The organism is Streptomyces spororaveus (assembly GCF_016755875.1).
Classification (GTDB): Bacteria; Actinomycetota; Actinomycetes; order Streptomycetales; family Streptomycetaceae; genus Streptomyces; species Streptomyces spororaveus.
In genome coordinates, this window is record NZ_BNED01000005.1 from 5,914,146 (window position 1) to 5,935,914 (window position 21,769).

Consider the following 21,769-nt stretch of genomic DNA (forward strand, 5'->3'; position numbering starts at 1 on the left):
TCAGAGCTTCTCGATGTCCTTGTGCTTCACTTCGGCCGAGTCGCGGTGGTAGGCGGCCAGGCGCACCTTGAGCGGGTGGCCGACCGGCGCCTTGACGATCCGGTCGGGGTGCTCCTCCAGGCCGGTGCCGCCGCAGGAGGGCTCGCTGGTGAGGCTGCTCCAGCCGTTGGGGTTGTGCGGGTCGTTCCAGTCCAGCCAGGCGCAGTCGCGATCGCCGCCGGTGACGTACACCGAGATGATCCTGACCGCGTTCACCTCGCCGTCGACGCGCTCGTAGACCACGCTTCCGGTGCTGTGGTGGAGGCCGTTGCCGGCCTCCAGGGGGACCTGGAGGACCGGGCCGGCCGGGGTGTCGGCAGCGGCCGGAGCGACGCTTCCGGCGAGGGTCGCGAGCACGAGCGCGGCGGTGGCGGACAGGGCGGCTACACGCATGGTTTTGCCTCCACGAAGCTGGGCCGAGGAGGTCTCATCCTGCTCCCAGCGGGTGCGCATGCGCTGCTGTGGAATCCGTCAATCGGTGGCCGGGATCAGCGCGGTGCCACCTTCAGTTCGCAGCGGTCGTCCGTGCACTCCCGTTGCAGGCGGCCCCGGGAGAGCGTCTGGGCCAGTCCGATCGCCCAGCACATCGGGCAGCCGCGCAGTGCCAGCAGACCGACCGGGGCGAGGGCCAGGGTGATCGGGCCGTAGAGCGGGAGGAGAGCGACGGAGCCGGCCAGGGCGCCGAGGCCGATCGCGCCGCGGACCAGGTGCCGGGGCAGGGTGGAGCTCGCGAAGTCGGGGCCGTCAGTGATCGGCATCGTCGCCTCCTGGAATCGGGTAAAGGGCGTGCCGAAGGGCCGCGCGGGCCCGGTGCAGCCGTGATTTCATCGCGGCGGGGCTGAGCCCGAGCGCGTCCGCGGCCATGCGGCCGCTGTAGCCCTGGATGTCCCGCATGATCAGCACCCGCCGCTGGTCGGCGGGGAGGGCGGCGATCGCGCGCGCCACCCGGGCGGCCTCCAGGCGTTCCAGTACCTCGTCCTCGGCCGACATCACCGCTTCGCCGGTGTCCGGCAGCGGAGCGGAACGCTCGCGCGGGACCAGACGGGCCCTGCGCAGGCACTCGTTGCGGACGATGCGGAACATCCACGAGGCCAGGGCGCCGGAGGCGCGCAGCATGCCGATCTTCCGGTAGAGGATGATCAGCGCTTCCTGGGCCGCGTCCTCGGCGTCCTCGGGGGAGGCGCACAGCGAGTACGCGAACCTCCGCACGTTCGGGTGCGATCCGGAGACGAGCGCGGTGACCGCATCGACGTCCCCGCCCTGCGCGGCGAGGATCAGCGGCTCGGCGGGCCAGGTCGACTCAGCCACGGGAGCGGCTCCGTCGGCGCGCCACGAGAACGGTGCACGTGCAGAGCAGGAGCAGTACGACGGCGCCGGCGGCGACAAAAGTGATCACGACAACCTCCAGGTCAGTGCCGATCTCGTCGTCGGCACACGCATAAGAGGCGCGGGCACCGCGAAAGGATTCACCGGGACTCATCGGGACTGACTGGGATTCTCGCGGATCCGTCCGGATCACCCCAGGGCCGGGTCCACCACCGTCTCGCCCGTCGACGCGCGCCGGATGCAGTCCGCCAGCTCCTCGACGCGGCCGTCCCGCAGCACCAGTCCCACCGCGCCCGCGGCGAGGGCGGCCTCCGCGAGGCCGGGGTGCGCCGAGCCCGTCAGGACCAGGACCCGGCACTCCGGGTCGTCGGCCAGCAGGGCGGACACGGCCGCGAGCTCCTCCACCAGGGCGACCGCGGGCCGGGCCATCGGGTCCCGGACGACCTCGATGTCCGGCTGGAGGCCGAGCTGGAGCGCCAGGGCCGGATTCGGCGGCTCCAGCAGGACGCGCAAGGCGCGGACCTCACGGTGGTCAACAGGCATTTCTTCCACGCGGGCAGGGTATTGCCCCGCCTCCCGGCGGGCACGCAACACGCCCCGCAGGCAGTGGATCTGACGTCAAGTCAAGAGTCTTCCCAAGTGTGGGGGCGTGCGTTATACATTCCCTCACCGGCCGGGCCTAGAACGCGTTCTAGAACCGGCCCCGCACACGACCTCGGTGCGGCCGACGGTGCGGACGGCCGCACCGAGGTCTTCCAGCAGCTGTCCAACAGCTCCGCACGGCTCTTCCCCGGCCCCGGTTCTCCAACGACAGGGAGCAGCACCCCCATGCCGATCGATGCCGCCAAGGCCCTCGCCGCCGACCCCCGCCACGGGGAGATCGGCTGGGACCACAAGGACATCCAGCTCTACCACCTCGGCCTCGGCGCGGGCCGGCCGGCCACCGACCCGGACGAGCTCCGCTACACCCTCGAATCCAAGCTGCACGTCCTGCCCAGCTTCGCGACCGTCGCCGGCGCCGGGATGGCCATGATGGGCGGCCTCGCCGCCCCCGGGATCGAGATCAACCTCGCCAACGTCCTGCACGGCGGCCAGTCCATCGAGCTGCACCGGCCCATCCCCGTCAAGGGCAGGGCCACCTCCACCGCCCGGGTCGCGGCCCTCTACGACAAGGGCAAGGCCGCCGTCGTCGTGCTGCGCACCGAGGTCGCCGACGCCGACGGGCCCCTGTGGACGAGCGACGCGCAGATCTTCGTACGGGGCGAGGGCGGGTTCGGCGGCGAGCGCGGCCCCTCCGTCAGGGAGGAACTGCCCGAACGCGCCCCGGACCGCGTCGAGGAGCGGCACATCCGCGAGGACCAGGCGCTCCTCTACCGCCTCTCCGGCGACTGGAACCCGCTGCACGCCGACCCGGAGTTCGCCAAGACGGCCGGCTTCGACCAGCCGATCCTGCACGGCCTGTGCTCGTACGGGATGACCCTCAAGGCCGTCGTCGACACGGCCCTGGGCGGGGACGTCTCGCGGGTCCGGGCCTACCGCACGCGCTTCGCCGGGATCGTCTTCCCGGGCGAGACGCTGCGCATCCGGATGTGGGAGGAGCCCGGCCGGGTCCTGGTGTCGGTGACGGCGGCCGAACGGGACGACGCGCCGGTCCTCGCCGACACCGTCGTCGAGCACGCGTAACCACGAGCACGCGTCACCACGCGTACGAGAACAGGACCGTACGAGTACGAGACCCAAGGAGCCGCACCGTGCGCGCAGCACTGCAGAGCGAGATCGGCCAGGACAAGCTGGAAGTCGTCGACGACATGGAGGCCGTCGGCCTCGGCCCCGGCAAGGTGAAGATCCGGATCAAGGCCACCGGCCTGTGCCACTCGGACCTCTCCGCGATGAGCGGCGTCCTGCCGCAGCCCGCCCCCTTCATCCCGGGCCACGAGGGCTCCGGGGTGATCTCCGACGTCGGTGACGGGGTCACCACCCTCAAGCAGGGCGACCGGGTCCTCGTCTGCTGGCTGCCGCCCTGCGGCCACTGTCCGTCCTGCAAGCGCGGCCAGGGCCACCTGTGCCTGGCGAGCCTGGTCAACGCGGGCACCCCCAACTTCCGCCGCGCGGGCGGTGACATCTTCGGCTTCGCCGCGACCGGCACCTTCGCCGAGGAGCTCGTGGTCGACGCCGCGTGCGCCGTTCCGATCCCCGACGACGTGCCCTTCGACATCGCCGCGCTCATCGGCTGCGGCGTCACCACCGGCCTCGGCGCCGCCATCAACACCGCCAAGGTGGAGGCCGGATCCTCGGTCGCCGTCATCGGCTGCGGCGGCGTCGGCATATCCGTCATCCAAGGCGCCAAGGTCCAGGGCGCGGCCCAGATCATCGCCGTCGACCCGGTGCAGTCGCGGCGCGAGGCGGCCCTGCGGTTCGGGGCGACCGAGGCCGTGGGGCCGGAGGCGTTCGACGACGCCAAGAACCGGATCACCGGCGGCGAGGGCTTCGACTACGTCTTCGAGGTGGTCGGCAAGTCCGCCACCGCGCAGACCGCCTACAAGATGACCCGCCGCGGCGGCAGCGTGGTGATCGTCGGCGCCGGCGCGATGGACGACAACTACCAGATCGACATGTTCTCGCTCTTCTTCGACGAGAAGAAGATCCTGCCGTCGATGTACGGCGGCGGGGACGTGCTCCGCTCCTACGAGCGCACCATCGCGCTGTGGCGGGCCGGCCGGGTGGACCTGGCGAGCCTGATCACGCACCGGGTGCAGCTCGCCGAGATCAACGACGCGCTCGACCAGATGCGTACGGGCGTCGCCCTGCGCACCTGCATCGAACTCTGACCCGCCGACCCGCTGCCCCGCCCGACCACTGCGAGAGGAACGCTACGGATGTCACTGCCACTTGAGGGGCTCTCCGCCATCGTCACGGGCGCGGGCCGCGGGCTCGGCCGGGCCGAGGCGATCGAGCTCGCGCGGCTCGGCGCGAGCGTGGTCGTCAACGACTTCGGCCAGCCGGGCCGGGACGGCTCCGGGGAGGCCTCGGCCGCCCCGGCGGAAGAGGTCGCCGCGGAGATCCGCGCCGCGGGCGGCCGGGCGGTCGCGCACCTGGGCGACGTGGCCGACTTCGCCCAGGCGCGGGAGCTGGTCGAGCTGGCGGTGTCCCGTTTCGGGAAGCTGGACATCCTGGTCAACAACGCGGGCATCCTGCGCGACCGGATGGTCTTCTCGATGTCGGAGGAGGAGTGGGACTCGGTGATCCGGGTCCATCTCAAGGGCCACTTCAACACCACCCACTTCGCGTCCGTGCACTGGCGCGAGCGCTCGAAGGCGGCGGGCGGCCCGGTCTACGGCCGGATCGTCAACACCTCCTCCGAGGCCTTCCTCGGCGGCTCGGCCGGCCAGCCGAACTACGCGGCGGCCAAGGGCGGCATCGTGGGCCTGACCACCTCGACCGCCCTGGCGCTCGCCAAGTACGGGGTGACGGCCAACGCCATCTGCCCGCGGGCCCGTACCCGGATGACCGAGGACGTCTTCGCCGGCTTCCAGGTCCCGGAGGAGGGCAAGCTGGACGCCCTCGCCCCCGAGCACGTCTCACCGCTCGTCGGCTACCTGGCCTCGCCCGCCTCGGCCAGGGCCAACGGCCAGCTGTTCGTCGTGCACGGCGGCATCGTGGTCGTCATGGAGCGCCCGAAGGTGGCCGCCCGGTTCGACACGGCGAAGGAGTCCTTCTCCTACGAGGAGCTCGACGAGCTGCTGACCGCGCACTACGAGTCCCGCCCGGCGAACGAGACCTTCGCCGCGACGGAGGTACTGGGCCTCAAGCACGCCTGAGCCCTCCGGACGTGCCTCAGGGGGCGGCCGGCCCCTGCTCCTGTCGTCCCGCCAGCGGCGCCTGCTGGAGGGGGACCGGGCGGGGGGCGGTCGTCGTGGGCGGGTCCAGGACCACCGGCGGGGGAGGGGAGGCCGGCAGGTTCAGGCCGACGATCCCGCAGGGCACCTCGGGCGTCGCGTACGGGAGGTGCAGGCGGCCCCGCGGGCTCCACCGGCCGGTCCCGCCGAGCCAGCCCGCCGGGGCGGCGACCCGGAAGACGTGCCGGTCGGCGGGGCGCCACAGGCCGATGCCGCCCTCGGGCAGCCGCAGCGCCACCCCGCAGGTCTCCGGCATCAGGGCCTGGCCGGGCTGGACCGCGAACGGCCGGGCGTCCCCCAGCCGGGCCAGGCACTCCGGGAAGCGGACCGGCAGCGAGCTGCCCGACACCCCCCAGCCCAGGCGCGAGGTGCCCGGGGCGTCGGAGCGGATCAGCAGCAGTCCGCTGTCCGGGTCGGCCAGCAGCAGCCGGTCGTCGCTGTCCTCGGTGATCTGCAGCAGCGGGGAGACCGCGCCGCACGCCAGGTCCACGGCGACGGCCTTCACGGTGCCGTCCAGCTCGCGGTCCAGGGCCAGCAGCCGGCCCGCCCGGTCCAGCCAGACACCGCCCGAGCACCGCCCCGGGATCCGGGCGACGGGCTGCGGCCCGAAGGGGGCCCCGGTGACCTGCCAGATCGTGGTCACGGTGTCCTCCGCGGCCAGGGCGAAGGCGCCGTGGCCGTCCGGGGACGGCGGGAGCAGCCGCAGCGGTACGCCCTCCCGTACCTCGACCCCGCCCAGCTGGAGCTCCCCGGTGCTCGGCCCGGCCTCGGCCCCCGTCGGGTACAGCAGCGCGAAGGCGTGCCGATCCGCGACCCGCCGGTGGATCAGCACCCGCCCGTCGGCCAGCGGCAGCACCTCGCTGTCCGCCTCCTCGGGCTGCGCGAGCGGCAGCGGTACCGCGTACGCCTCGGGCCCGGCGAGGGTCCAGCGCTCCACGTAGAGAGCGTCGCCCTCCCCGGCCAGCCGGGCGGCGTACGACCCGTCCGCGGCGATGGTGAACGCGGCCGTGGTCGTCATTTCGATGGCACAGACAGTCATCCGTGGGCACCTCCGGGGGGGAAGCTAGTTTTCTGGTGTCACGGCGAACAACACGACCAACTCGGCTTCACACATACGGGTGTCCACGCGGCGATTCGCCCGTGGCGGGAGAGCCGCGTGTGCTGGGCGGCCTGCGGCGACGCCCGCCCGCCCCGGCCCCGGCGCCGGGCCCGTCCGGCACCGGGCCCGCGGCCGCGCGCGACGACCCGGAGGCAGCACGGCTGTTTCATACGCGTTTGCAGGGGTTCGTCCACGAGGTACGGGCTGAACGGGACAGGTGGCTCGGACGGTAGCCTTGGCCTGTGCCCCGTCTCTCTGAAGTCATCGCCGCGCTGGACGCTCTCTGGCCCCCCTCGCGGGCCGAGCAGTGGGACGCCGTCGGAACCGTCTGCGGCGACCCGGACGCCGAGGTCACCCGGGTCCTCTTCGCCGTGGACCCCGTCCAGGAGATCGCCGACGAGGCGGTGAAGCTGGGCGCCGACCTGATCATCACGCACCACCCCCTCTACCTGCGGGGCACCACCACCGTCGAGGCCGGCACCTTCAAGGGCCGCGTCGTGCACACGCTGATCAAGAACGACATCGCGCTGCACGTCGCCCACACCAACGCCGACACGGCCGACCCGGGAGTCTCCGACGCCCTCGCCGGCGCCCTCGACCTGCGGATCACCGGCCCGCTGGTGCCCGACCCGAGCGACCCGGAAGGCCGCCGGGGCCTCGGCCGGATCTGCGAACTGGACCACCCCGAGACCCTGCGCGAGTTCGCCGCCCGCGCCGCGGCCTGGCTGCCGCCGACCGCGCAGGGCATCCGCGTCGCCGGCGACCCGGACATGCCGGTCCGCCGCATCGCCGTCAGCGGCGGCTCCGGCGACAGCCTCTTCGAGGAGGTCCGCGCCGCCGGCGTGGACGTCTTCCTGACCGCCGACCTGCGCCACCACCCGGCGTCCGAGGCACGCGAGAAGAGCCGCCCGCTCGCCCTCGTCGACGCCGCCCACTGGGCCACCGAGTGGCCCTGGTGCGAGCAGGCCGCCGCGCAGCTCGACGCGATCTCCGAGCGCCACGGCTGGGGTCTTCGTACCCACGTCTCGCGCACGGTCACCGACCCGTGGACGGCCCACGCGCCGTCCGTCACACCCCCTTCTATCTCTGGAGCCCCCAACTGAACGCCGAGCCCGCCGACCAGATCCGACTTCTCGACGTCCAGGCGCTGGACGTCCGGCTGTCTCAGCTCGCCCACAAGCGCAAGTCGCTGCCCGAGCACGCCGAGCTCGACTCGCTCACCAAGGACCTGGCGCAGCAGCGCGACCTGCTCGTCGCCGCCCAGACCCAGGCGAGCGACACCGCGCGCGAGCAGACCAAGGCGGAGCAGGACGTGGACCAGGTGCGCCAGCGCGCCGTCCGCGACCAGCAGCGGCTCGACTCCGGCGTGGGCATCTCGGCCCGGGACCTGGCGAACCTGCAGAGCGAGGTCGTCTCCCTCGCCAAGCGCCAGGGTGACCTGGAGGACGTGGTCCTGGAGGTCATGGAGCGTCTGGAGGGTGCGCAGGAGCGCGTCACCGGGCTCACCGAGCGCGTCTCCGCCCTGGAGGCCAAGGCCGCGGACGCCACCGCCCGCCGTGACGCGGCGACCTCCGAGATCGACACCGAGGTCGCGAAGGTCACCAAGGACCGCGAGGTCATCGTCGCGTCCATGCCGGCCGACCTGATGGCGCTGTACGAGAAGATCCGTGTCAAGCAGGGCGGGGTCGGCGCCGCGCGCCTCTACCAGCGCCGCTGCGAGGGCTGCCGGCTGGAGCTCGACATGGCCGAGGTCAACGAGATCAAGGCCGCGGCCCGCGACCAGGTCGTACGTCACGAGAACTGCGGCCGCATCCTGGTCCGTACGGCGGACTCGGGCATCTGATGCCGAGCCCTGTCCGGTTGGTCGTGGAGGCGGACGGAGGGTCCCGGGGCAACCCGGGGCCGGCCGGCTACGGCGCGGTGGTGCTCGACCCGGTCACGGGCGAGACGCTGGCCGAGCGCGCCGAGTACATCGGCGTCGCGACGAACAACGTGGCCGAGTACAAGGGCCTGATCGCCGGGCTCGCGGCGGCCCGTGAGCTCGCGGCCGACGCGCAGGTCCTGGTCCGGATGGACTCGAAGCTCGTCGTCGAGCAGATGTCGGGCCGCTGGAAGATCAAGCACCCCGACATGAAGCCGCTCGCGGCCGAGGCCGCGCGGATCCTGCCGCGCGCCCAGGTGACGTACGAGTGGATCCCGCGGGAGAGGAACAAGCACGCGGACCGGCTCGCGAACGAGGCGATGGACGCGGGCAAGCGCGGCAGGCAGTGGGAGCCCTCGTCCTCCAGCGCCGCCCTCGACCACGGCGCGGCGCGCTCCCTCGCCACCCCGCCGGCGCCGGCGGGCCCGCCGGGGGACGCGGCGAAGGGCGCCGCGGCGGTCCGTGCAGCCCTGGCCGCCGCTTCCGGAACCCCGGGCGCGGCGTCCTCGGAGTACGCCGACACGCTGTTCGCCGACGCCGAGGCCCTGGCGGACGCGATCGAGCCCTGCCTCGACGGCGATGCCCCGGCGGTCGCCGCCGGGAGCCACGGCTGGGGCCCGGACATGGGCGCCCCCGCGACCTTCGTGCTGCTGCGGCACGGCGAGACCGCCCTCACCCCGCAGAAGCGCTTCTCCGGCAGCGGCGGCAGCGACCCCGAACTGTCCCCGGCGGGCCTGCGGCAGGCCGCCGCCGTGGCCGAGGCGCTGGCCGCCCGCGGCACCGTCCAGACGGTGATCAGCTCCCCGCTGCGCCGCTGCCGGGAGACCGCCCAGGCGGTCGCGGACCGCCTCGGCCTCACCGTGACGGTCGAAGAAGGCCTGCGCGAGGTGGACTTCGGGGCGTGGGAGGGCCTGACCTTCGCCGAGGTGCAGCAGCGCTTCCCGGACGACCTCCAGGCGTGGCTGGACTCCCCGAAGGCGGCCCCGACGGGCGGCGGCGAGAGCTTCATGTCCGCCACCCGCCGGATCTCGGCCACCCGGGACCGCCTGCTGTCCGCCCACGCGGGGCGCACGGTCCTGCTGGTCACCCACGTGACCCCGGTCAAGATCCTGGTCCGCCTGGCCCTGGGGGCCCCGCCGGAGGCCCTGTTCCGCATGGAGCTGTCGGCGGCCTCCCTGTCGGCGGTGGCCTACTACGCCGACGGCAACGCCTCGGTCCGCCTCCTGAACGACACCTCGCACCTGCGGTAGCCCTGGCGGGGGGCCGGGCGGGATCCGTCGCGGTGCGGGCGGGTCCGCGGGGACGGGCAGGGGTGTCTCCTCGGCTCGCGCGGTCAGGCATGTCTCGGCTGTGGATCGGGGGTGCGCGCTCGTCCTGCGGGGACACCCCTGCCCGTCCCCGCTCCCCACGCGTCGGGGGATCCGGGAAACGAGCCCGGCGGTCCGTGGGGCCAGGTCGCGCTGTCGAAGTCCTGCCGCTCCACACCACCCAGCCCCGCCGGCGTTTGAGGCGCAGGTCCGGGCAGCGCCCGGCGGGAGCCGAGCCGGAGAGAGAACCGCTTGCCCCCGAACGGGAGTGGAAGCGGCAGACGAGCCGGCCTGTACGCCGGGTTCTGTCGCCCGGTGACCTCGCGGTCGCCGGGGAGACGGCCATCCATCTAGGACCGGTGTTGCCACCGGCCTCGTGCGGTCTACCCGCGAACTCGGGCGGGCAGCCCTCAAGCGTTCGCGCAGACCCGTCCGGGGACGGATCCTCTTGACCTTGCTCCGGGTGGGGTTTACCTAGCCGCCTGAGTCACCTCAGGCGCTGGTGGTCTCTTACACCACCGTTTCACCCTTACCGGGGGCCGAAGCCCCTGGCGGTCTGTTTTCTGTGGCACTGTCCCGCGGGTCACCCCGGGTGGCCGTTAGCCACCACCCTGCCCTGTGGAGCCCGGACGTTCCTCGGCGGGATCCTGAGACCCCGACGCGGCCGCCCGGCCGACTCGTCTGCCGTGGCGACCATGTTACCCGCGGCGACGACCGCGTCCGACCTCGCTTGACCTTGACGCAACGGCAGGGTTTCTACTGGGGGCATGCGGATCGGAGAGATCGCCGCGGTCGTCGGGCTCACCACCCGGGCGATCCGGCACTACCACCATGTCGGGCTGCTCCCGGAACCGGAGCGGCGCCCCAACGGCTACCGGGCCTACAGCCTCCGGGACGCCGTCCTGCTGGCCCGCGTACGCCGCCTCACCGAGCTCGGGCTCAGCCTCGACGAGGTGCGGGACGTCCTCGCCGACGACGCCGGGCGCGAACTCGCCGACGTCCTCACGGAACTGGACGCCGACCTGGCCCGGCAGGAGGCCGAGATCCGGGAACGCCGGCGCCGCCTCGCGGTGCTGCTCGCCGCCGGGCCGGGCGAGGCCGAGCCGCTCTCGCCCGCACTTGCCGCGCTGCTGGCGAAGGCACCCCTGACCGACTCCCCGGCCGCCGCCAAGGACCGCGAGCACCTGATCCTCCTCGACGCCACGGGCGCCGGCGGCCAGGAGGTCTACGCCGCGCTCGGCCCGCTCGCCGCCGATCCCGCCGTGCTCGCGCTGTACGTACGCCTCGACGAGCTCGCCGACGCGCCCGTCGACGACCCGCGGATCCCGCCCCTGGCGGCGGAGCTGGTGGCGGCCGTTCCCGACGAGGTGTTCGCCGCGGTCCCCGCCGACGGGACGGTGGTGGCCGGGTTCAAGGAGGCGCTGCTCGCCGAGTACGCGCCCGCGCAGGCCGAAGTCGTCCGCCTCGTCATGGAGGCGTTCATCGAGAGGGGGCGGGGATGACCCGCATACGCGCGGCACGGATCGCCGTCACCGCCGTCGTCCCGGCGGAGCTGGCGCTCGTGGTGTGCCTGGCGGCCGGGGTGCGCCTGCCCGGCTGGGTGCCCGCCGCGACCGAGGCGCTCCTCGTCGGCGTGCTGCTGCTGGAGGCGCGGGTGCTGCACGGCCTCTACGCCGCCGAACGCGCCCGCGGCGCCGGCCGGCGGGCCGCCTGTCGCGCGGCGGTCCGGGCCGTGGTCCCCGTGCAGGTCAGGCGGTTGGTGCTGCACGAGTTGCGGGCCACCGCAGCGCTCGGCCGGTGGGTCGTCCGCCGGAGGCACGGGGTGCGCCCCGGAGACCTCGCCGCCCCGTACACCGGACCGCAGACGGCCATGATGTACGGGATGCTCTTCGTGTCGGTGATCGAGACCGTCGGTCTGGCCGTGCTCATCCCCTGGCCCGCGGTGCACCGGGTGGTGCTGGTGCTGGACGTGTACGGAATCCTCCTCGTCCTCGCCCTGCACGCCGCATGCGTCACCCGGCCGCACGTGGTCCGCCCCGACGGGTCCCTGCGGATCCGCTACGGGGCCCTGTTCGACCTGGTCGTACCGGCGGACGCGGTGGCCTCGGCGCGGGTGGACCGGCGCTATCCCGAGGGCAGGCTGGTCACCCTCTCCGAGGACGGGGTGCTGGACCTCGTCGTCGGCAGCCAGACCACCGTCACCCTGGAACTGAACCGGCCGCTCGCCTTCACCCGGCCGCTCGGCGCCACGGGCGAGGCCCGGACCGTCCGCTTCCACGCCGACGACCCGCGCACACTGGTCACCGCCCTGCGCCGACGGCCCGCCGTTCCCTAGGGGGTGTCTACGGGACCGACGCGAAGAGGATCTTCGAGGTGCCCGGGTCGGCCTCCGTCAGCCGGACCCGGATCCGTTCGCCCAGGGGCAGGTCCGGCGTCGTGGACCGGACGCGGCCGACCACTGCCGGATCCTCCAGGTGGACCGTGCCCGCCCGCGGCTCCCGGTCCTCGACATCGATGACCGTGGCCTCGAAGGTCTCCCCGACGCGGTCCTTCAGTACGGCGGCCTCGACCAGGTCCACCGACTCCCGCTCCACCGTGTTCGCCCGCCGGCTGCCCTCCGCCATCTCGTCCGGGAGCGCGGCAAGGGCCGCCAGGACCCACGCCGGCGGTTCCGTCCCGGCCACCGCCGCCAGGCACAGCTCCCCGCCGTAGCGGTCGACGAGCCGGCGCAGCGGCGCGGTGCAGTGCGTGTACGGGGCCGCCACCGCGGAATGGATCGCCGGGTCGGGGCTCTCGCCGCCGGTGAAGACCGTGTAGCCCGCGCCGCGCAGCAGGGCCGTGCACTCCTGGAGGAAGGCGGCGTGGGCGGGGCGGTGCGGGTCGAGGGAGCGTACGAGTTCGGCGTACGGCACGTGGTGCGGCCAGTCGATCCGCAGGGCCTTCGCCGTCCGCCGGAGCTTGCCGACCGCGCCGTCGGGGGCGCTGGGCAGCGTACGCAGGATGCCCGTGCCGGTGGCCAGCATCAGATCGGCCGCGGCCATGCCGGTCATCAGGGAGATCTGCGCGTTCCAGCCGTCGGCGGGCAGCGGGGCGCGGTAGGCCAGGGAGTAGCTGCCGTCGCGCTCGACGACCTCCTGCTCGGGCACGTTGAGGGAGATGCCGCCGCGCGCCTGTTCCAGGGCCTCGCGGAGCCGGCCGATGTCCTTCAGGAGGGCGAGCGGCTCCTCCGCCGTGCCGGTGTCGATGGCCTTCTGGGCGCCGTCGTAGTCGAGCCTGGCCCGGCTGCGGATCAGCGCGCGGCGGACGTCGACGGTCTCGACCCGGCCGTCGGGGTCCAGGTCGAACCGCCACACCAGGGCGGGGCGGACCTGGTCGGGCAGCAGGCTGGCCGCGCCCTCGGAGAGGACGGCCGGGTGCAGCGGGACCTTCCCGTCGGGGAAGTAGAGGGTGGTCACGCGCCGGTGGGCCTCGGCGTCGAGCGCGCCGCCGGGGGCGACGAAGGCGGCGACGTCGGCGATGGCGTAGTGGACGCGGTAGCCGCCACCGGAACGCTTGGCCAGGTGCATGGCCTGGTCGAGGTCGACGGAGGCCGGCGGGTCGATCGTGAAGAAGGGGATGTCCGTACTGTCCAGGTCCGGGAGGCGGGGGTGCGCCGCCGCCTGCTCGGCCTCGGCGAGGACCGCCGCCGGGAACCCCTCGGGCACCCCCAGCTTCGTCCGCAGTTCGCGCAGCGCGGCCCGCAGAGCAGCCCCGTCTGCGCCGGTCATGTGCATCTGACGGCGTGGCATGCGTCGAGCCTAGGGGCGGGCGGCCCGGACGGCGCGGCGAGCGGGCGGCGCGGACGTCTACCCTGGCTCGGGGGCCGCACCCCCCGCGACGCCGTACCGAAGGAGAACCACCGTGCTCGTGCTGCTGCCGCCGTCCGAAGGAAAGGCCGCCGGCGGCTCCGGCGCACCCCTGAAGCCGGAGGCGCTGTCGCTGCCCGGTCTGGCCCCGGCCCGTGCGGCGGTGCTGGAGGAGCTGGTCGAGCTGTGCGCGGCGGACGAGCTGAAGGCGCGCGAGGTGCTGGGCCTGAGCGAGGGCCTGCGCGGCGAGGTCGCCAAGAACGCGGAGCTGCGTACGGCCGGGGCGCGGCCGGCGGGCGAGATCTACACGGGCGTGCTCTACGACGCGCTGGGCCTGGCCGATCTGCCCGCGGCGGCGCGGACTTCGGCCGAGGACGCGCTGCTCGTCTTCTCGGGGCTGTGGGGCGCGGTCCGGATCACCGACGCGATCCCCTCGTACCGCTGCTCGATGGGGGTGAAACTGCCCGGGCTGGGCGCGCTGGGCGCGTACTGGCGGGGGCCGATGGCGGAGGTCATGCCGGAGGCGGCCGGGGACGGGCTGGTACTGGACCTGCGGTCGGCGGCGTACGGGGCCGCGTGGAAGCCGAAGGGCGAGGTGGCGGGGCGGACCGCGACCGTCCGGGTGCTGCACTCCCAGATGGTGGACGGGGTGGAGAAGCGGTCGGTGGTGAGCCACTTCAACAAGGCGACGAAGGGCCGGCTGGTACGGGACCTGCTGCTCGCGGGGGGCGTTCCGGCGTCGCCCGCCGAGCTGGTCACGGCCCTGCGGGACCTGGGCTACACGGTCGAAGCCGAGGCCCCCGCCAAGGCGGCCAAGGCGTGGTCCCTCGACGTGGTCGTGACGCAGATCCACCACTGAGCCGGGCGCGGCGCCGCTGTCGGCTGCTCCGCCCCCCCGCACCCCCGCGCGATTCCAGCCTCGCCGGCGTTTGAGGCGCGGGGTTCGGGGCGGAGCCCGGGCTAGTGGCCCAGGGGCCAGGCGACCGTGGCCGGGGTCAGGTTCGCGGTACCCGCGTACGTGGCGCAGGCGTCCGTCAGGGTTTCCAGGAGGGTGAGCGGGTCCGGGAGGGCGTGCTCCATACCGCGGATCCAGGTCACCGACTGGTCACCGGGCAGGGCCGCCGGCGGGACCAGGACGTAGCTGCCCCGGCAGTGCCAGCGCAGGCCCGGGTGTTCGTCCATGGTCTCGGGGTGGCAGTCCAGGGCGCAGGGCCACCACTCGTCCTCGTCCTCGGGGGTGCCGCGGGTGGCGGTGAAGAAGAGCATCCGGGCCTGGTCGCCGGTGCCGCCCGACTCGGCGACGGGGCCCACCTTGATGCCGGCGAGCAGGAGCCGGTCGAGGGCGTCGGTGCCGGCTTCCAGCGGGACGTCGAGCACGTCGTGGACCATGCCGGTCGCGGTGATGAAGTTGGCCTGGGGCTGGTTGCGCGCCCAGCGTTCGACCTGTGCGCGGTCGGTGGTCGACTGGGTCTGCCAGGCGAAGGAGACGGGGTGCCGTGCGGGCGTCGGACAGCCGATCCGGTCGCACGAACATCGGTAACCGGCGGGATGGGCGGCGGGGGCGAGCGGCAGGCCCGCGGCGGCGACGGCCAGGAGGAGCGCCTCGCGCTCGGCTCCGGGGTCCTCGGCGGTGGGTTTCTGCCGCCGGCGCAGCCACTGGGAAATCCTGCTCTGCTCGCCGCGTTTGACGCGGCCGGACTCAGACCCCATCTATCCCCTCACCTCACCGTATCCCCGGCGGACCAACCCATGGTCCCACCATCCTGAGCCCCGGGTGACCGCTCTCGACGACCGGGGGGCTGAAGATGCGCGTCCGGAAACCCCCACATAACCATAGAAACAGGCCAAATGTTCTCGGCCGATCTTCGATTCCCTGCCCGCTAGCGGGCGGTGACGTTGGCCACCCCGCCCAGCACCCGGTCCACGAGCGCGTCGGTGTAGGCGTGCGTCAGGGGCGCGGTGCGCATCAGCCAGCGGTAGGTGAGCGGACCGACGAGCATCTCGACCGTGAGGCGCAGGTCCGTGTCCGGCGCGAGCTGGCCGGCCTCGCGGGCCGCGCGCAGCCGCTCCTCGTACAGGGCGAGCTGGGGCTCCAGCAGCTGCTCGGTGAAGCGGGCGCCGAGCTCGGGGTCGGTGGCCCCGGCCGCCGTCAGGGCGCGCGCGGGGGCTTCGTACTTCTCGTCGTTGAACTCGTCGACCGTCAGCCGCAGGACGTGCTTGAGGTCGGCCGCGAGGTCCCCGGTGTCGGGGAAGCCGGTCCACTCGGACTCCGTCTCCGCGTCCCCGGCGAGGGCCAGGGAGGCATCGAGGAGGACGGCGGCCTTCGACGGCCACCATCGGTAGATCGTCTGCTTGCCGACGCCCGCACGCGCGGCGATGGCCTCGATGGTCAGCTTGTTGTAGCCGACCTCCCCGACGAGGGCGAGCGCGGCGTCGAGGATGGCGCGCCGGGAGCGGTCGTTGCGGCGGGTGGCGTCAGGGGTCTTGGGCATGGCCCGAAATTATCAAAGCGAGACGTTTCGTCTTTCCGAGGGTTTGCGTAAACCACCCAATCAGTTCACTGTGCTGTCCAGGTGAAGGAGAGACGATTCTCTCCAGCACTCGTCCCGAGTCGTGTAAGTCGTGAGGAGCCTTCTTTGCGCAGAGTCGCCACACCCCGGCGCTACCTGATGTGCCCACCCGCACACTTCAAGGTCACGTACTCCATCAATCCGTGGATGGATCCCACGAAACCGGTGGACCTGCCCCTCGCCCTGGCCCAGTGGGAGGACCTGCGGGACCGGTACCGCTCCCTCGGCCACATCGTCGAAACCCTCGAACCCGACCCCGCGCTGCCCGACATGGTCTTCGCGGCGAACGGCGCCCTCGTCGTCGACGGCCGCGTCCTCGGGGCCCGGTTCGCCTACCCCGAACGGGCCGCCGAGGCCGAGAGGCACCTCGACTGGTTCCGGAGCAACGGCTACTCCGACCTTCACGAGCCCTCCCACGTCAACGAGGGCGAGGGGGACTTCGCGGTCACCGACCGCTACATCCTGGCCGGCCGGGGCTTCCGCTCCAGTCCGCTCTCGCACGACGAGGCCCAGGAGTTCTTCGGCCGCCCCGTCATCGGCCTCGACCTGGTGGACCCGCGCTACTACCACCTGGACACGGCGCTCAGCGTTCTCGACGGCGACGAGATCATGTACTACCCCGACGCCTTCTCGCCCGGCAGCCAGGGAGTGCTCAGGCGGCTCTTCCCGGACGCCCTGATCGCCGACGGCCGGGACGCGGCCGCCCTCGGCCTCAACGCGGTCTCGGACGGCCTGCACGTCCTGCTCCCGCAGGCGGCGACCGGACTGCTGGAGCCGCTGCGGGACCGGGGCTTCGAGCCGGTCCCGATGGATCTGGGCGAGCTGCTCAAGGGCGGCGGCAGCGTGAAGTGCTGTACCCAGGAGCTGCGCCCGTAGCACCGGTTCCGGCCGTGGCTGCTGCCGTGGCTGCTGCTGCTGCGGCTGCGGCTACGGCTGCGGTGCCGGGGGCCAGGCCTGGCCCCAGTCGGCGTCCCGGGCGGCCTTGTAGAGGTCGCCGTGGCGCTTGGTCACATTGACCCGGGTCAGGCCGGTCCCCTCGGGGCCGCACAGCTCCAGCAGGACGAGCCCCTTCCGGATCTGCGGCTTCCGCGTGATCCGGGAGGCGGCCGGCTCCACCGGGAAGCGGGTCGCGGCGACGTAGCTGAACTTCTCGTCCTCGTACGGCAGCGAGCCGCCCTTGACCTGCCGGTGCAGGGAGGACCGGCTGACCCGCGCCGAGAAGTGGCACCAGTCCTGGCCGACCTCGATCGGACAGGTCCCGTCGTGCGGGCAGGGGGCGGCGATCCGCAGCCCGGCCTCGATCAGCTGGTCGCGGGCCTCGCGGATGCGCAGGTACCCCTCCGGAGTGCCCGGCTCGATCAGCACCACGGCCTGGCCGGCCCGCGCCGCCTCGGCGACGACGGCCTTGCGCGCCTGCGCGGTCAGCTCGCCCAGTACGTAGGACACCGTCACCAGGTCCGCCTCGGGGATGTTCAGCGCCGAGCCGATGACCGCCCGCCGCCACGTGGCCCCGCGCAGCACCTCGGAGGTCGAGGCGGCCGCCAGCTCCCGGCCGAGGGCCAGGGCGGGTTCCGCCCAGTCCAGCACCGTGGTCTCCCGCGGGCCGTCCCAGGTGGCGTCCACCGCCCAGGTCGCGGAGCCGGTGCCGCCGCCCACGTCCACGTGCGAGCCCGGCGCCCAGTCGGGCGCCGCCTCGGCCAGCCCGTCGAGGGCGCCCCGGACGGCCTCGAAGGTGGCGGGCATCCGGTACGCCGCGTACGCCGCCACGTCGGAGCGGTCGCGCAGTACGGGCGCGTCGGTCGGGGTCTGCCCCCGGTAGCTGGCGATGAGCCGCTCGACGGCGGCCGTGGCCTGCTTCGGCGGGATTCCGTCGAGCAGTCTGCCCAGCGTGCTGCGGAGGGTCTCGGCGGAGGTGGGGGCGGAGGCGTTCACCTGCGAAGTTTATGCCGCCGGGCGGAGCCGTCGGATCGGCCCCGCCCGCCGCGGGCGGGCGGGGCCGGAAGCGGCGCCTCAGGCGCCGGCGGGCCCGGGACGGCGCCTCACTCGGCGGACGCGGTCTGCCAGGGGCGGCACAGCCCGAGGAAGGCGCCCACGGCGAGGAGCGCGCACACCAGCTGGACCAGTGCCATCGGTACCGCCGTGTCCTCGCCCGCGATGCCCACCAGCGGCGATGCGATCGCGCCGACCAGGAACGAGGAGGTGCCGAGCAGTGCGGAGGCCGATCCGGCCGCGTGCGGGGTCCGCATCAGGGCCTGCGCGTTGGTGTTCGGCAGGACCACGCCCATCGCCGACATCAGGACGAACAGCGCGGCGGCGATCGGAGTCAGCCCGACCTCCCCGAACACCCCGGTCGACATCAGCAGCAGGGCCACCGCCGCGGCCGTGATGGTCCCGAGGCCGACGGCCAGGACCTTGTCCAGACGGACCCGGCCCACCAGCAGCTTGCCGTTGATCTGGCCGACGAGGATCAGGCCGACCGAGTTGAGCCCGAAGAGCAGGGAGAAGGCCTGCGGCGAGGCCCCGTAGATCTCCTGGATCACGAAGGGCGAGGCGGATATGTAGGAGAAGAGCACGGCGAAGGCGAAGCCGCCGGTCAGGGTGTAGCCGGCGAAGACCCGGTCGCCGAGCAGCCCGCGCATGGTCCGCAGGGCGGAGCCGACGCCGCCGGTGTGCCGCCGCTCGGGCGGCAGCGTTTCGCCGAGGCCGCGCCAGACCATCAGCGTGAGCACCGTGCCGACGACGGTGAGCACGACGAAGACCCCGCGCCAGTCGGCGACGCGCAGCACCTGCCCGCCGATGAGCGGGGCGATGATCGGGGCGGCCCCGGATATGAGCATCAGGGTGGAGAAGAACCGGGCCATCTCGACGCCGTCGTACAGGTCGCGTACGACGGCCCGGGCGATGACGATCGCGGCGGCGCCGGCCAGGCCCTGGATCAGCCGGAAGGCGATCAGCAGCTCGGCGGTCGGGGCGAGCGCGCAGATCGCGGTGGCCAGGACGTAGACGGCCATGCCGATGAGCAGGGGCCGGCGGCGGCCCCACTTGTCGCTCATCGGGCCGATGACGAGCTGGCCCAGGGCCATGCCGGCGAGGCAGGCGGTGAGGGTGAGCTGGATGGTCGCGGCAGGGCTGTTCAGGACATCGGTGACCTGCGGCAGGGCCGGCAGGTACATGTCCATGGACAGCGGGGGGAGGGCGGTGAGCCCGCCGAGTATGAAGGTGACCAGCAGACCCGTGCGGCGTGCGGCCGTCAGGGGCGCTTCGGCGGTGGGGGCGGAGGGCGATTCGGGCGACGAGTCGTGCGAGGCGGCCGTCGCGGGGCCTCTCTCCGACATGCGGAACTCCAGTCTTCTCATCTGATCTACGCACCCCTGACCGACCCATGCTCTCAGCAATCGGAACGTCCGGGGCACGCGGCGTCGTGTGACGTACCCTGCGGCCCCATGGACGAAAGTACGAAGAAGATCGCCGTGGTGACCGGCGCCGGTTCCGGGATCGGCCGCTCCGTGGCGCTGACCCTCGCCGCGGCGGGCTGGGCCGTGGCCGCGGCCGGCCGTCGTGCCGAGCCGCTGGAGGAGACCGCCGAAGCCGCCGGACCGGACGCCGACGTGCTGTGCGTACGGGCGGACGTGAGTGACCCCGACGACGTGACTGCGCTGTTCGAGTCGGTCCGGGCCCGGTACGGGCGTCTCGACCTGCTCTTCAACAACGCGGGCACCTTCGGTCCGGGCGGGGTCCCGCTGGAGGACCTCACCTACGAGGCCTGGCGCTCGGTCGTCGACGTCAACCTCACGGGCTCCTTCCTGTGCGCGCAGGCCGCCTTCCGGCAGATGAAGCGGCAGGACCCGCAGGGCGGCCGCATCATCAACAACGGCTCCATCTCGGCGCACGTGCCGCGCCCGAACTCCATCGCCTACACCGCGACCAAGCACGCGATGACGGGCCTGACCAAGTCCCTCTCGCTGGACGGGCGGCCCTACCGGATCGCCTGCGGCCAGATCGACATCGGCAACGCGGCGACCGAGATGACCGAGCGGATGCAGACCGGCATCCTCCAGGCCAACGGGCAGCTGGCCGCCGAGCCGGTGATGGACGCCGCCGACGTGGCCCGCACGGTCCTGCACATGGCGGAGCTCCCGCTGGAGGCGAACGTGCAGTTCGCGACGGTGATGGCGACCTCGATGCCCTACATCGGCCGCGGCTGAGCCGCGGCCGGACAGCGGGGACAGCGGCGGGATCCGCCGCGGGAACCGCATTGCCAGGCCGAGGGGACGCGGACGATCATGGACGCATGACCGACATCGAGGTACTGCGCTACACCGCCTTCTCCCACGACCCGGACGGCGGCAACCCCGCCGGGGTCGTGCTCGACGCCGCCGGCCTGGACGAGCGCGCCATGCTGGAGATCGCCGCCGGGCTCGGCTACAGCGAGACGGCCTTCCTGACCGCCCCGCCCGAGGGGTTCGGCGGGGAGGAGGGCCGGTCGTTCACGGTGCGCTACTTCAGCCCCAAGGCGGAGGTCCCCTTCTGCGGGCACGCGACCGTGGCCACGGCCGTCGCGCTGGGGGAGCGGATCGGGCCGTGCGAGCTCCTCCTCGCCACCCGGGCGGGGACCGTACCGGTGTCCGTCACCTCCGAGGACGGCCGGCTGCGGGCCACGCTCACCAGCGTCGAGCCGCACACCGAGGAGATCGGCGCGGCGGACCTCGCCGAAGCACTGGCCGCCCTGGACTGGCCCGAGGCCGACCTGGACCCGGCGTTCCCGCCCGCGATCGCCTACGCCGGGGCCCGGCACCTGGTGATCGGCGCCCGCACCCGGGCCCGGCTCGCCGGCCTCGCCTACGACTTCGCCCGGCTGGAGGCCCTGATGCGGCGCCTGGACCTCACCACGGTCCAGCTGGTGCACCGGGCCGGCCCGGCCGAGTTCCACGTCCGCGACCCCTTCCCGGTGGGCGGCGTGGTCGAGGACCCCGCCACGGGAGCCGCCGCGGCCGCCTTCGGCGCGTACGCCCGCGAGCGCGGCCTGGTCCCGGCGGACGCGGTCCTCACGCTCCACCAGGGCGCGGACATGGGCCGGCCCGGGGTCCTCACGGTGGAACTGCGCGAAGGCGACCCGCGGGTGCGGGTGAGCGGCGAGGGCGTCCGCATCCCGTGAGCGAATCCATCGGCCCGGTGTTGAGGGTGATCGGATGCGCCGAGGCGGACCTGCCCGCAGGGCCGGCCCGGCAGGTCGCCGAGCTGGAGGCCGCGGTCTGGCCGGGATCCTCGCCCGGGCACGATCCGGCGCTCACGCCGCGCACGATGCTGCTCGTGGACGGCGCCGGGACGGTGGCCGCCGCGCTCTCGCTGCTGTACAAGCCGGTCCCGCTGGCGGGCCGGACGTACCGGGCCGCCGGACTCAGCTCCGTCGTCGCACGGCCGGAGCTGCGCGGCCGCGGGCTCGGCGGCCGGCTGGTCGCGGCGGCCCGCGCCGAACTGGCGGCGGACCCGGCCGTGGACCTGGCGCTGTTCAGCTGCGACCGGCCCCTGGCGGCGTTCTACGAGGCGGCCGGGTTCGAAGTGCTGCCCGGCACGGTCCTGGTGGGCGGGACCCCCGAGGAGCCGCTGGCCACCGACCACCCCGGCTTCGACAAGGTGGTGCTCGCGGCCTTCTTCACGGACGGCCCCGGCCGGGACCGCGCCGCCTTCACGGGCGTCCGCGTCCCGCTCCACCCCGGAGACACCGACAGGCTGTGGTGAGAGCCCGGAAAGCCCTCACCACAGCCT

At 73.6% G+C, this 21,769-nt stretch carries 23 protein-coding genes and 1 other RNA gene; 13 read left to right on the forward strand and 11 right to left on the reverse strand.

Annotation, left to right across the window (positions count from 1 at the left end; genetic code table 11):
* From Sspor_RS29165 to Sspor_RS29180, 4 genes are all read right to left on the reverse strand, one after another.
* On the reverse strand, window positions 1-432 hold the full coding sequence (locus Sspor_RS29165) for a hypothetical protein (RefSeq protein ID WP_202201762.1): 432 nt from the start codon (window positions 430-432) through the stop codon (window positions 1-3).
* 95 nt (window positions 433-527) lie between these two features.
* The gene (locus Sspor_RS29170; RefSeq protein ID WP_202201763.1) at window positions 528-797 is read right to left on the reverse strand and encodes a hypothetical protein; all 270 of its coding nucleotides are present in this window, start codon (window positions 795-797) and stop codon (window positions 528-530) included.
* On the reverse strand, window positions 784-1,347 hold the full coding sequence (locus tag Sspor_RS29175; RefSeq protein ID WP_202201764.1) for an RNA polymerase sigma factor: 564 nt from the start codon (window positions 1,345-1,347) through the stop codon (window positions 784-786). Before Sspor_RS29175 ends, Sspor_RS29170 begins: the two co-directional genes overlap by 14 nt.
* 207 nt (window positions 1,348-1,554) lie before the next feature.
* Window positions 1,555-1,908 carry a DNA-binding response regulator gene (locus Sspor_RS29180; protein WP_237404396.1) on the reverse strand — a complete coding sequence of 118 codons (354 nt, stop codon included), beginning with the start codon at window positions 1,906-1,908 and terminating at the stop codon, window positions 1,555-1,557.
* Window positions 1,909-2,193: 285 nt separating this feature from the next.
* On the opposite strand from Sspor_RS29180, the gene chsH3 reads away from it, so the two are divergent.
* From chsH3 to Sspor_RS29195, 3 genes are all read left to right on the forward strand, one after another.
* Window positions 2,194-3,048 carry an enoyl-CoA hydratase ChsH3 gene (gene chsH3, locus Sspor_RS29185; protein ID WP_202201766.1) on the forward strand — a complete coding sequence of 285 codons (855 nt, stop codon included), beginning with the start codon at window positions 2,194-2,196 and terminating at the stop codon, window positions 3,046-3,048.
* Between the two features lie 68 nt (window positions 3,049-3,116).
* Window positions 3,117-4,193, forward strand: coding sequence for a Zn-dependent alcohol dehydrogenase (locus Sspor_RS29190; protein WP_202201767.1), 1,077 nt, complete (start codon window positions 3,117-3,119; stop codon window positions 4,191-4,193).
* Between the two features lie 48 nt (window positions 4,194-4,241).
* The gene (locus tag Sspor_RS29195; protein WP_202201768.1) at window positions 4,242-5,183 is read left to right on the forward strand and encodes a 3-oxoacyl-ACP reductase; all 942 of its coding nucleotides are present in this window, start codon (window positions 4,242-4,244) and stop codon (window positions 5,181-5,183) included.
* Window positions 5,184-5,199: 16 nt separating this feature from the next.
* Here Sspor_RS29195 and Sspor_RS29200 read toward each other — a convergent pair whose 3' ends face one another.
* Window positions 5,200-6,300: a hypothetical protein gene (locus tag Sspor_RS29200; protein WP_237404075.1), complete on the reverse strand. Its 1,101-nt coding sequence runs from the start codon at window positions 6,298-6,300 to the stop codon at window positions 5,200-5,202.
* A gap of 302 nt (window positions 6,301-6,602) precedes the next feature.
* Here Sspor_RS29200 and Sspor_RS29205 point away from each other — a divergent pair, with 302 nt between their 5' ends.
* From Sspor_RS29205 to Sspor_RS29215, 3 genes are read left to right on the forward strand one after another with little or no spacing between them, the layout of a single operon-like run.
* On the forward strand, window positions 6,603-7,463 hold the full coding sequence (locus Sspor_RS29205; RefSeq protein WP_202201769.1) for a Nif3-like dinuclear metal center hexameric protein: 861 nt from the start codon (window positions 6,603-6,605) through the stop codon (window positions 7,461-7,463).
* A complete protein-coding gene (locus Sspor_RS29210; RefSeq protein WP_202203934.1) occupies window positions 7,460-8,203 on the forward strand; it encodes a zinc ribbon domain-containing protein in 744 nt (247 codons plus the stop codon). The genes Sspor_RS29205 and Sspor_RS29210 overlap by 4 nt, the downstream gene beginning before the upstream one ends.
* Window positions 8,203-9,531 carry a bifunctional RNase H/acid phosphatase gene (locus Sspor_RS29215; RefSeq protein ID WP_202201770.1) on the forward strand — a complete coding sequence of 443 codons (1,329 nt, stop codon included), beginning with the start codon at window positions 8,203-8,205 and terminating at the stop codon, window positions 9,529-9,531. The genes Sspor_RS29210 and Sspor_RS29215 overlap by 1 nt, the downstream gene beginning before the upstream one ends.
* Before the next feature lie 335 nt (window positions 9,532-9,866).
* Here Sspor_RS29215 and rnpB read toward each other — a convergent pair.
* An RNA gene (gene rnpB, locus Sspor_RS29220) (RNase P RNA component class A) lies at window positions 9,867-10,268 on the reverse strand.
* An 87-nt stretch (window positions 10,269-10,355) separates the two neighbouring features.
* On the opposite strand from rnpB, the gene Sspor_RS29225 reads away from it, so the two are divergent.
* Window positions 10,356-11,090 (forward strand): MerR family transcriptional regulator, encoded by a 735-nt coding sequence (locus Sspor_RS29225; protein ID WP_202201771.1) that lies wholly within the window; start codon window positions 10,356-10,358, stop codon window positions 11,088-11,090.
* Window positions 11,087-11,923: a hypothetical protein gene (locus tag Sspor_RS29230; protein ID WP_202201772.1), complete on the forward strand. Its 837-nt coding sequence runs from the start codon at window positions 11,087-11,089 to the stop codon at window positions 11,921-11,923. The genes Sspor_RS29225 and Sspor_RS29230 overlap by 4 nt, the downstream gene beginning before the upstream one ends.
* A gap of 7 nt (window positions 11,924-11,930) precedes the next feature.
* Here the strand turns inward: Sspor_RS29230 and Sspor_RS29235 are convergent, their stop codons facing one another.
* A complete protein-coding gene (locus tag Sspor_RS29235; RefSeq protein ID WP_202201773.1) occupies window positions 11,931-13,376 on the reverse strand; it encodes an RNB domain-containing ribonuclease in 1,446 nt (481 codons plus the stop codon).
* 112 nt (window positions 13,377-13,488) lie between these two features.
* On the opposite strand from Sspor_RS29235, the gene yaaA reads away from it, so the two are divergent.
* Window positions 13,489-14,292 (forward strand): peroxide stress protein YaaA, encoded by an 804-nt coding sequence (yaaA, locus tag Sspor_RS29240; RefSeq protein ID WP_202201774.1) that lies wholly within the window; start codon window positions 13,489-13,491, stop codon window positions 14,290-14,292.
* 101 nt (window positions 14,293-14,393) lie between these two features.
* Here the strand turns inward: yaaA and Sspor_RS29245 are convergent, their stop codons facing one another.
* Together Sspor_RS29245 and Sspor_RS29250 are read right to left on the reverse strand one after the other, a co-directional pair.
* Window positions 14,394-15,143: a bifunctional DNA primase/polymerase gene (locus Sspor_RS29245; protein ID WP_202201775.1), complete on the reverse strand. Its 750-nt coding sequence runs from the start codon at window positions 15,141-15,143 to the stop codon at window positions 14,394-14,396.
* A 170-nt stretch (window positions 15,144-15,313) separates the two neighbouring features.
* Entirely contained in the window at window positions 15,314-15,925 is a 612-nt protein-coding gene (locus Sspor_RS29250; RefSeq protein WP_202201776.1) for a TetR/AcrR family transcriptional regulator, read from the reverse strand.
* Between the two features lie 81 nt (window positions 15,926-16,006).
* On the opposite strand from Sspor_RS29250, the gene ddaH reads away from it, so the two are divergent.
* Window positions 16,007-16,879: a dimethylargininase gene (gene ddaH, locus Sspor_RS29255; protein ID WP_344550135.1), complete on the forward strand. Its 873-nt coding sequence runs from the start codon at window positions 16,007-16,009 to the stop codon at window positions 16,877-16,879.
* A gap of 51 nt (window positions 16,880-16,930) precedes the next feature.
* Here the strand turns inward: ddaH and Sspor_RS29260 are convergent, their stop codons facing one another.
* Window positions 16,931-17,935 (reverse strand): small ribosomal subunit Rsm22 family protein, encoded by a 1,005-nt coding sequence (locus Sspor_RS29260; protein ID WP_202201778.1) that lies wholly within the window; start codon window positions 17,933-17,935, stop codon window positions 16,931-16,933.
* A gap of 107 nt (window positions 17,936-18,042) precedes the next feature.
* On the reverse strand, window positions 18,043-19,338 hold the full coding sequence (locus Sspor_RS29265; protein ID WP_237404076.1) for a multidrug effflux MFS transporter: 1,296 nt from the start codon (window positions 19,336-19,338) through the stop codon (window positions 18,043-18,045).
* Window positions 19,339-19,446: 108 nt separating this feature from the next.
* Between Sspor_RS29265 and Sspor_RS29270 the strand changes: the two genes are divergently transcribed.
* The 3 genes from Sspor_RS29270 (at window position 19,447) to Sspor_RS29280 (ending at window position 21,742) form a co-directional block, all read left to right on the forward strand.
* Window positions 19,447-20,208 carry an SDR family oxidoreductase gene (locus Sspor_RS29270; protein ID WP_202201779.1) on the forward strand — a complete coding sequence of 254 codons (762 nt, stop codon included), beginning with the start codon at window positions 19,447-19,449 and terminating at the stop codon, window positions 20,206-20,208.
* 86 nt (window positions 20,209-20,294) lie between these two features.
* Window positions 20,295-21,158: a PhzF family phenazine biosynthesis protein gene (locus Sspor_RS29275; RefSeq protein ID WP_202201780.1), complete on the forward strand. Its 864-nt coding sequence runs from the start codon at window positions 20,295-20,297 to the stop codon at window positions 21,156-21,158.
* Entirely contained in the window at window positions 21,155-21,742 is a 588-nt protein-coding gene (locus Sspor_RS29280) for a GNAT family N-acetyltransferase (protein WP_237404077.1), read from the forward strand. The genes Sspor_RS29275 and Sspor_RS29280 overlap by 4 nt, the downstream gene beginning before the upstream one ends.
* Window positions 21,743-21,769 lie beyond the last annotated feature (27 nt).

What these genes read in the sequence shown, in the direction of transcription:
- Sspor_RS29170 (WP_202201763.1), bottom strand. Translation starts at nt 797, where the DNA reads ATGCCGATCACTGACGGCCCCGACTTCGCGAGCTCCACCCTGCCCCGG.
- Sspor_RS29270 (WP_202201779.1), top strand. Translation starts at nt 19,447, where the DNA reads ATGGACGAAAGTACGAAGAAGATCGCCGTGGTGACCGGCGCCGGTTCC.
- Sspor_RS29200 (WP_237404075.1), bottom strand. Translation starts at nt 6,300, where the DNA reads ATGACTGTCTGTGCCATCGAAATGACGACCACGGCCGCGTTCACCATC.
- Sspor_RS29180 (WP_237404396.1), bottom strand. Translation starts at nt 1,908, where the DNA reads ATGCCTGTTGACCACCGTGAGGTCCGCGCCTTGCGCGTCCTGCTGGAG.
- Sspor_RS29245 (WP_202201775.1), bottom strand. Translation starts at nt 15,143, where the DNA reads ATGGGGTCTGAGTCCGGCCGCGTCAAACGCGGCGAGCAGAGCAGGATT.
- Sspor_RS29265 (WP_237404076.1), bottom strand. Translation starts at nt 19,338, where the DNA reads ATGTCGGAGAGAGGCCCCGCGACGGCCGCCTCGCACGACTCGTCGCCC.
- Sspor_RS29225 (WP_202201771.1), top strand. Translation starts at nt 10,356, where the DNA reads ATGCGGATCGGAGAGATCGCCGCGGTCGTCGGGCTCACCACCCGGGCG.
- Sspor_RS29195 (WP_202201768.1), top strand. Translation starts at nt 4,242, where the DNA reads ATGTCACTGCCACTTGAGGGGCTCTCCGCCATCGTCACGGGCGCGGGC.
- Sspor_RS29215 (WP_202201770.1), top strand. Translation starts at nt 8,203, where the DNA reads ATGCCGAGCCCTGTCCGGTTGGTCGTGGAGGCGGACGGAGGGTCCCGG.
- chsH3 (WP_202201766.1), top strand. Translation starts at nt 2,194, where the DNA reads ATGCCGATCGATGCCGCCAAGGCCCTCGCCGCCGACCCCCGCCACGGG.
- Sspor_RS29275 (WP_202201780.1), top strand. Translation starts at nt 20,295, where the DNA reads ATGACCGACATCGAGGTACTGCGCTACACCGCCTTCTCCCACGACCCG.
- Sspor_RS29235 (WP_202201773.1), bottom strand. Translation starts at nt 13,376, where the DNA reads ATGCCACGCCGTCAGATGCACATGACCGGCGCAGACGGGGCTGCTCTG.
- Sspor_RS29165 (WP_202201762.1), bottom strand. Translation starts at nt 432, where the DNA reads ATGCGTGTAGCCGCCCTGTCCGCCACCGCCGCGCTCGTGCTCGCGACC.
- Sspor_RS29230 (WP_202201772.1), top strand. Translation starts at nt 11,087, where the DNA reads ATGACCCGCATACGCGCGGCACGGATCGCCGTCACCGCCGTCGTCCCG.
- Sspor_RS29250 (WP_202201776.1), bottom strand. Translation starts at nt 15,925, where the DNA reads ATGCCCAAGACCCCTGACGCCACCCGCCGCAACGACCGCTCCCGGCGC.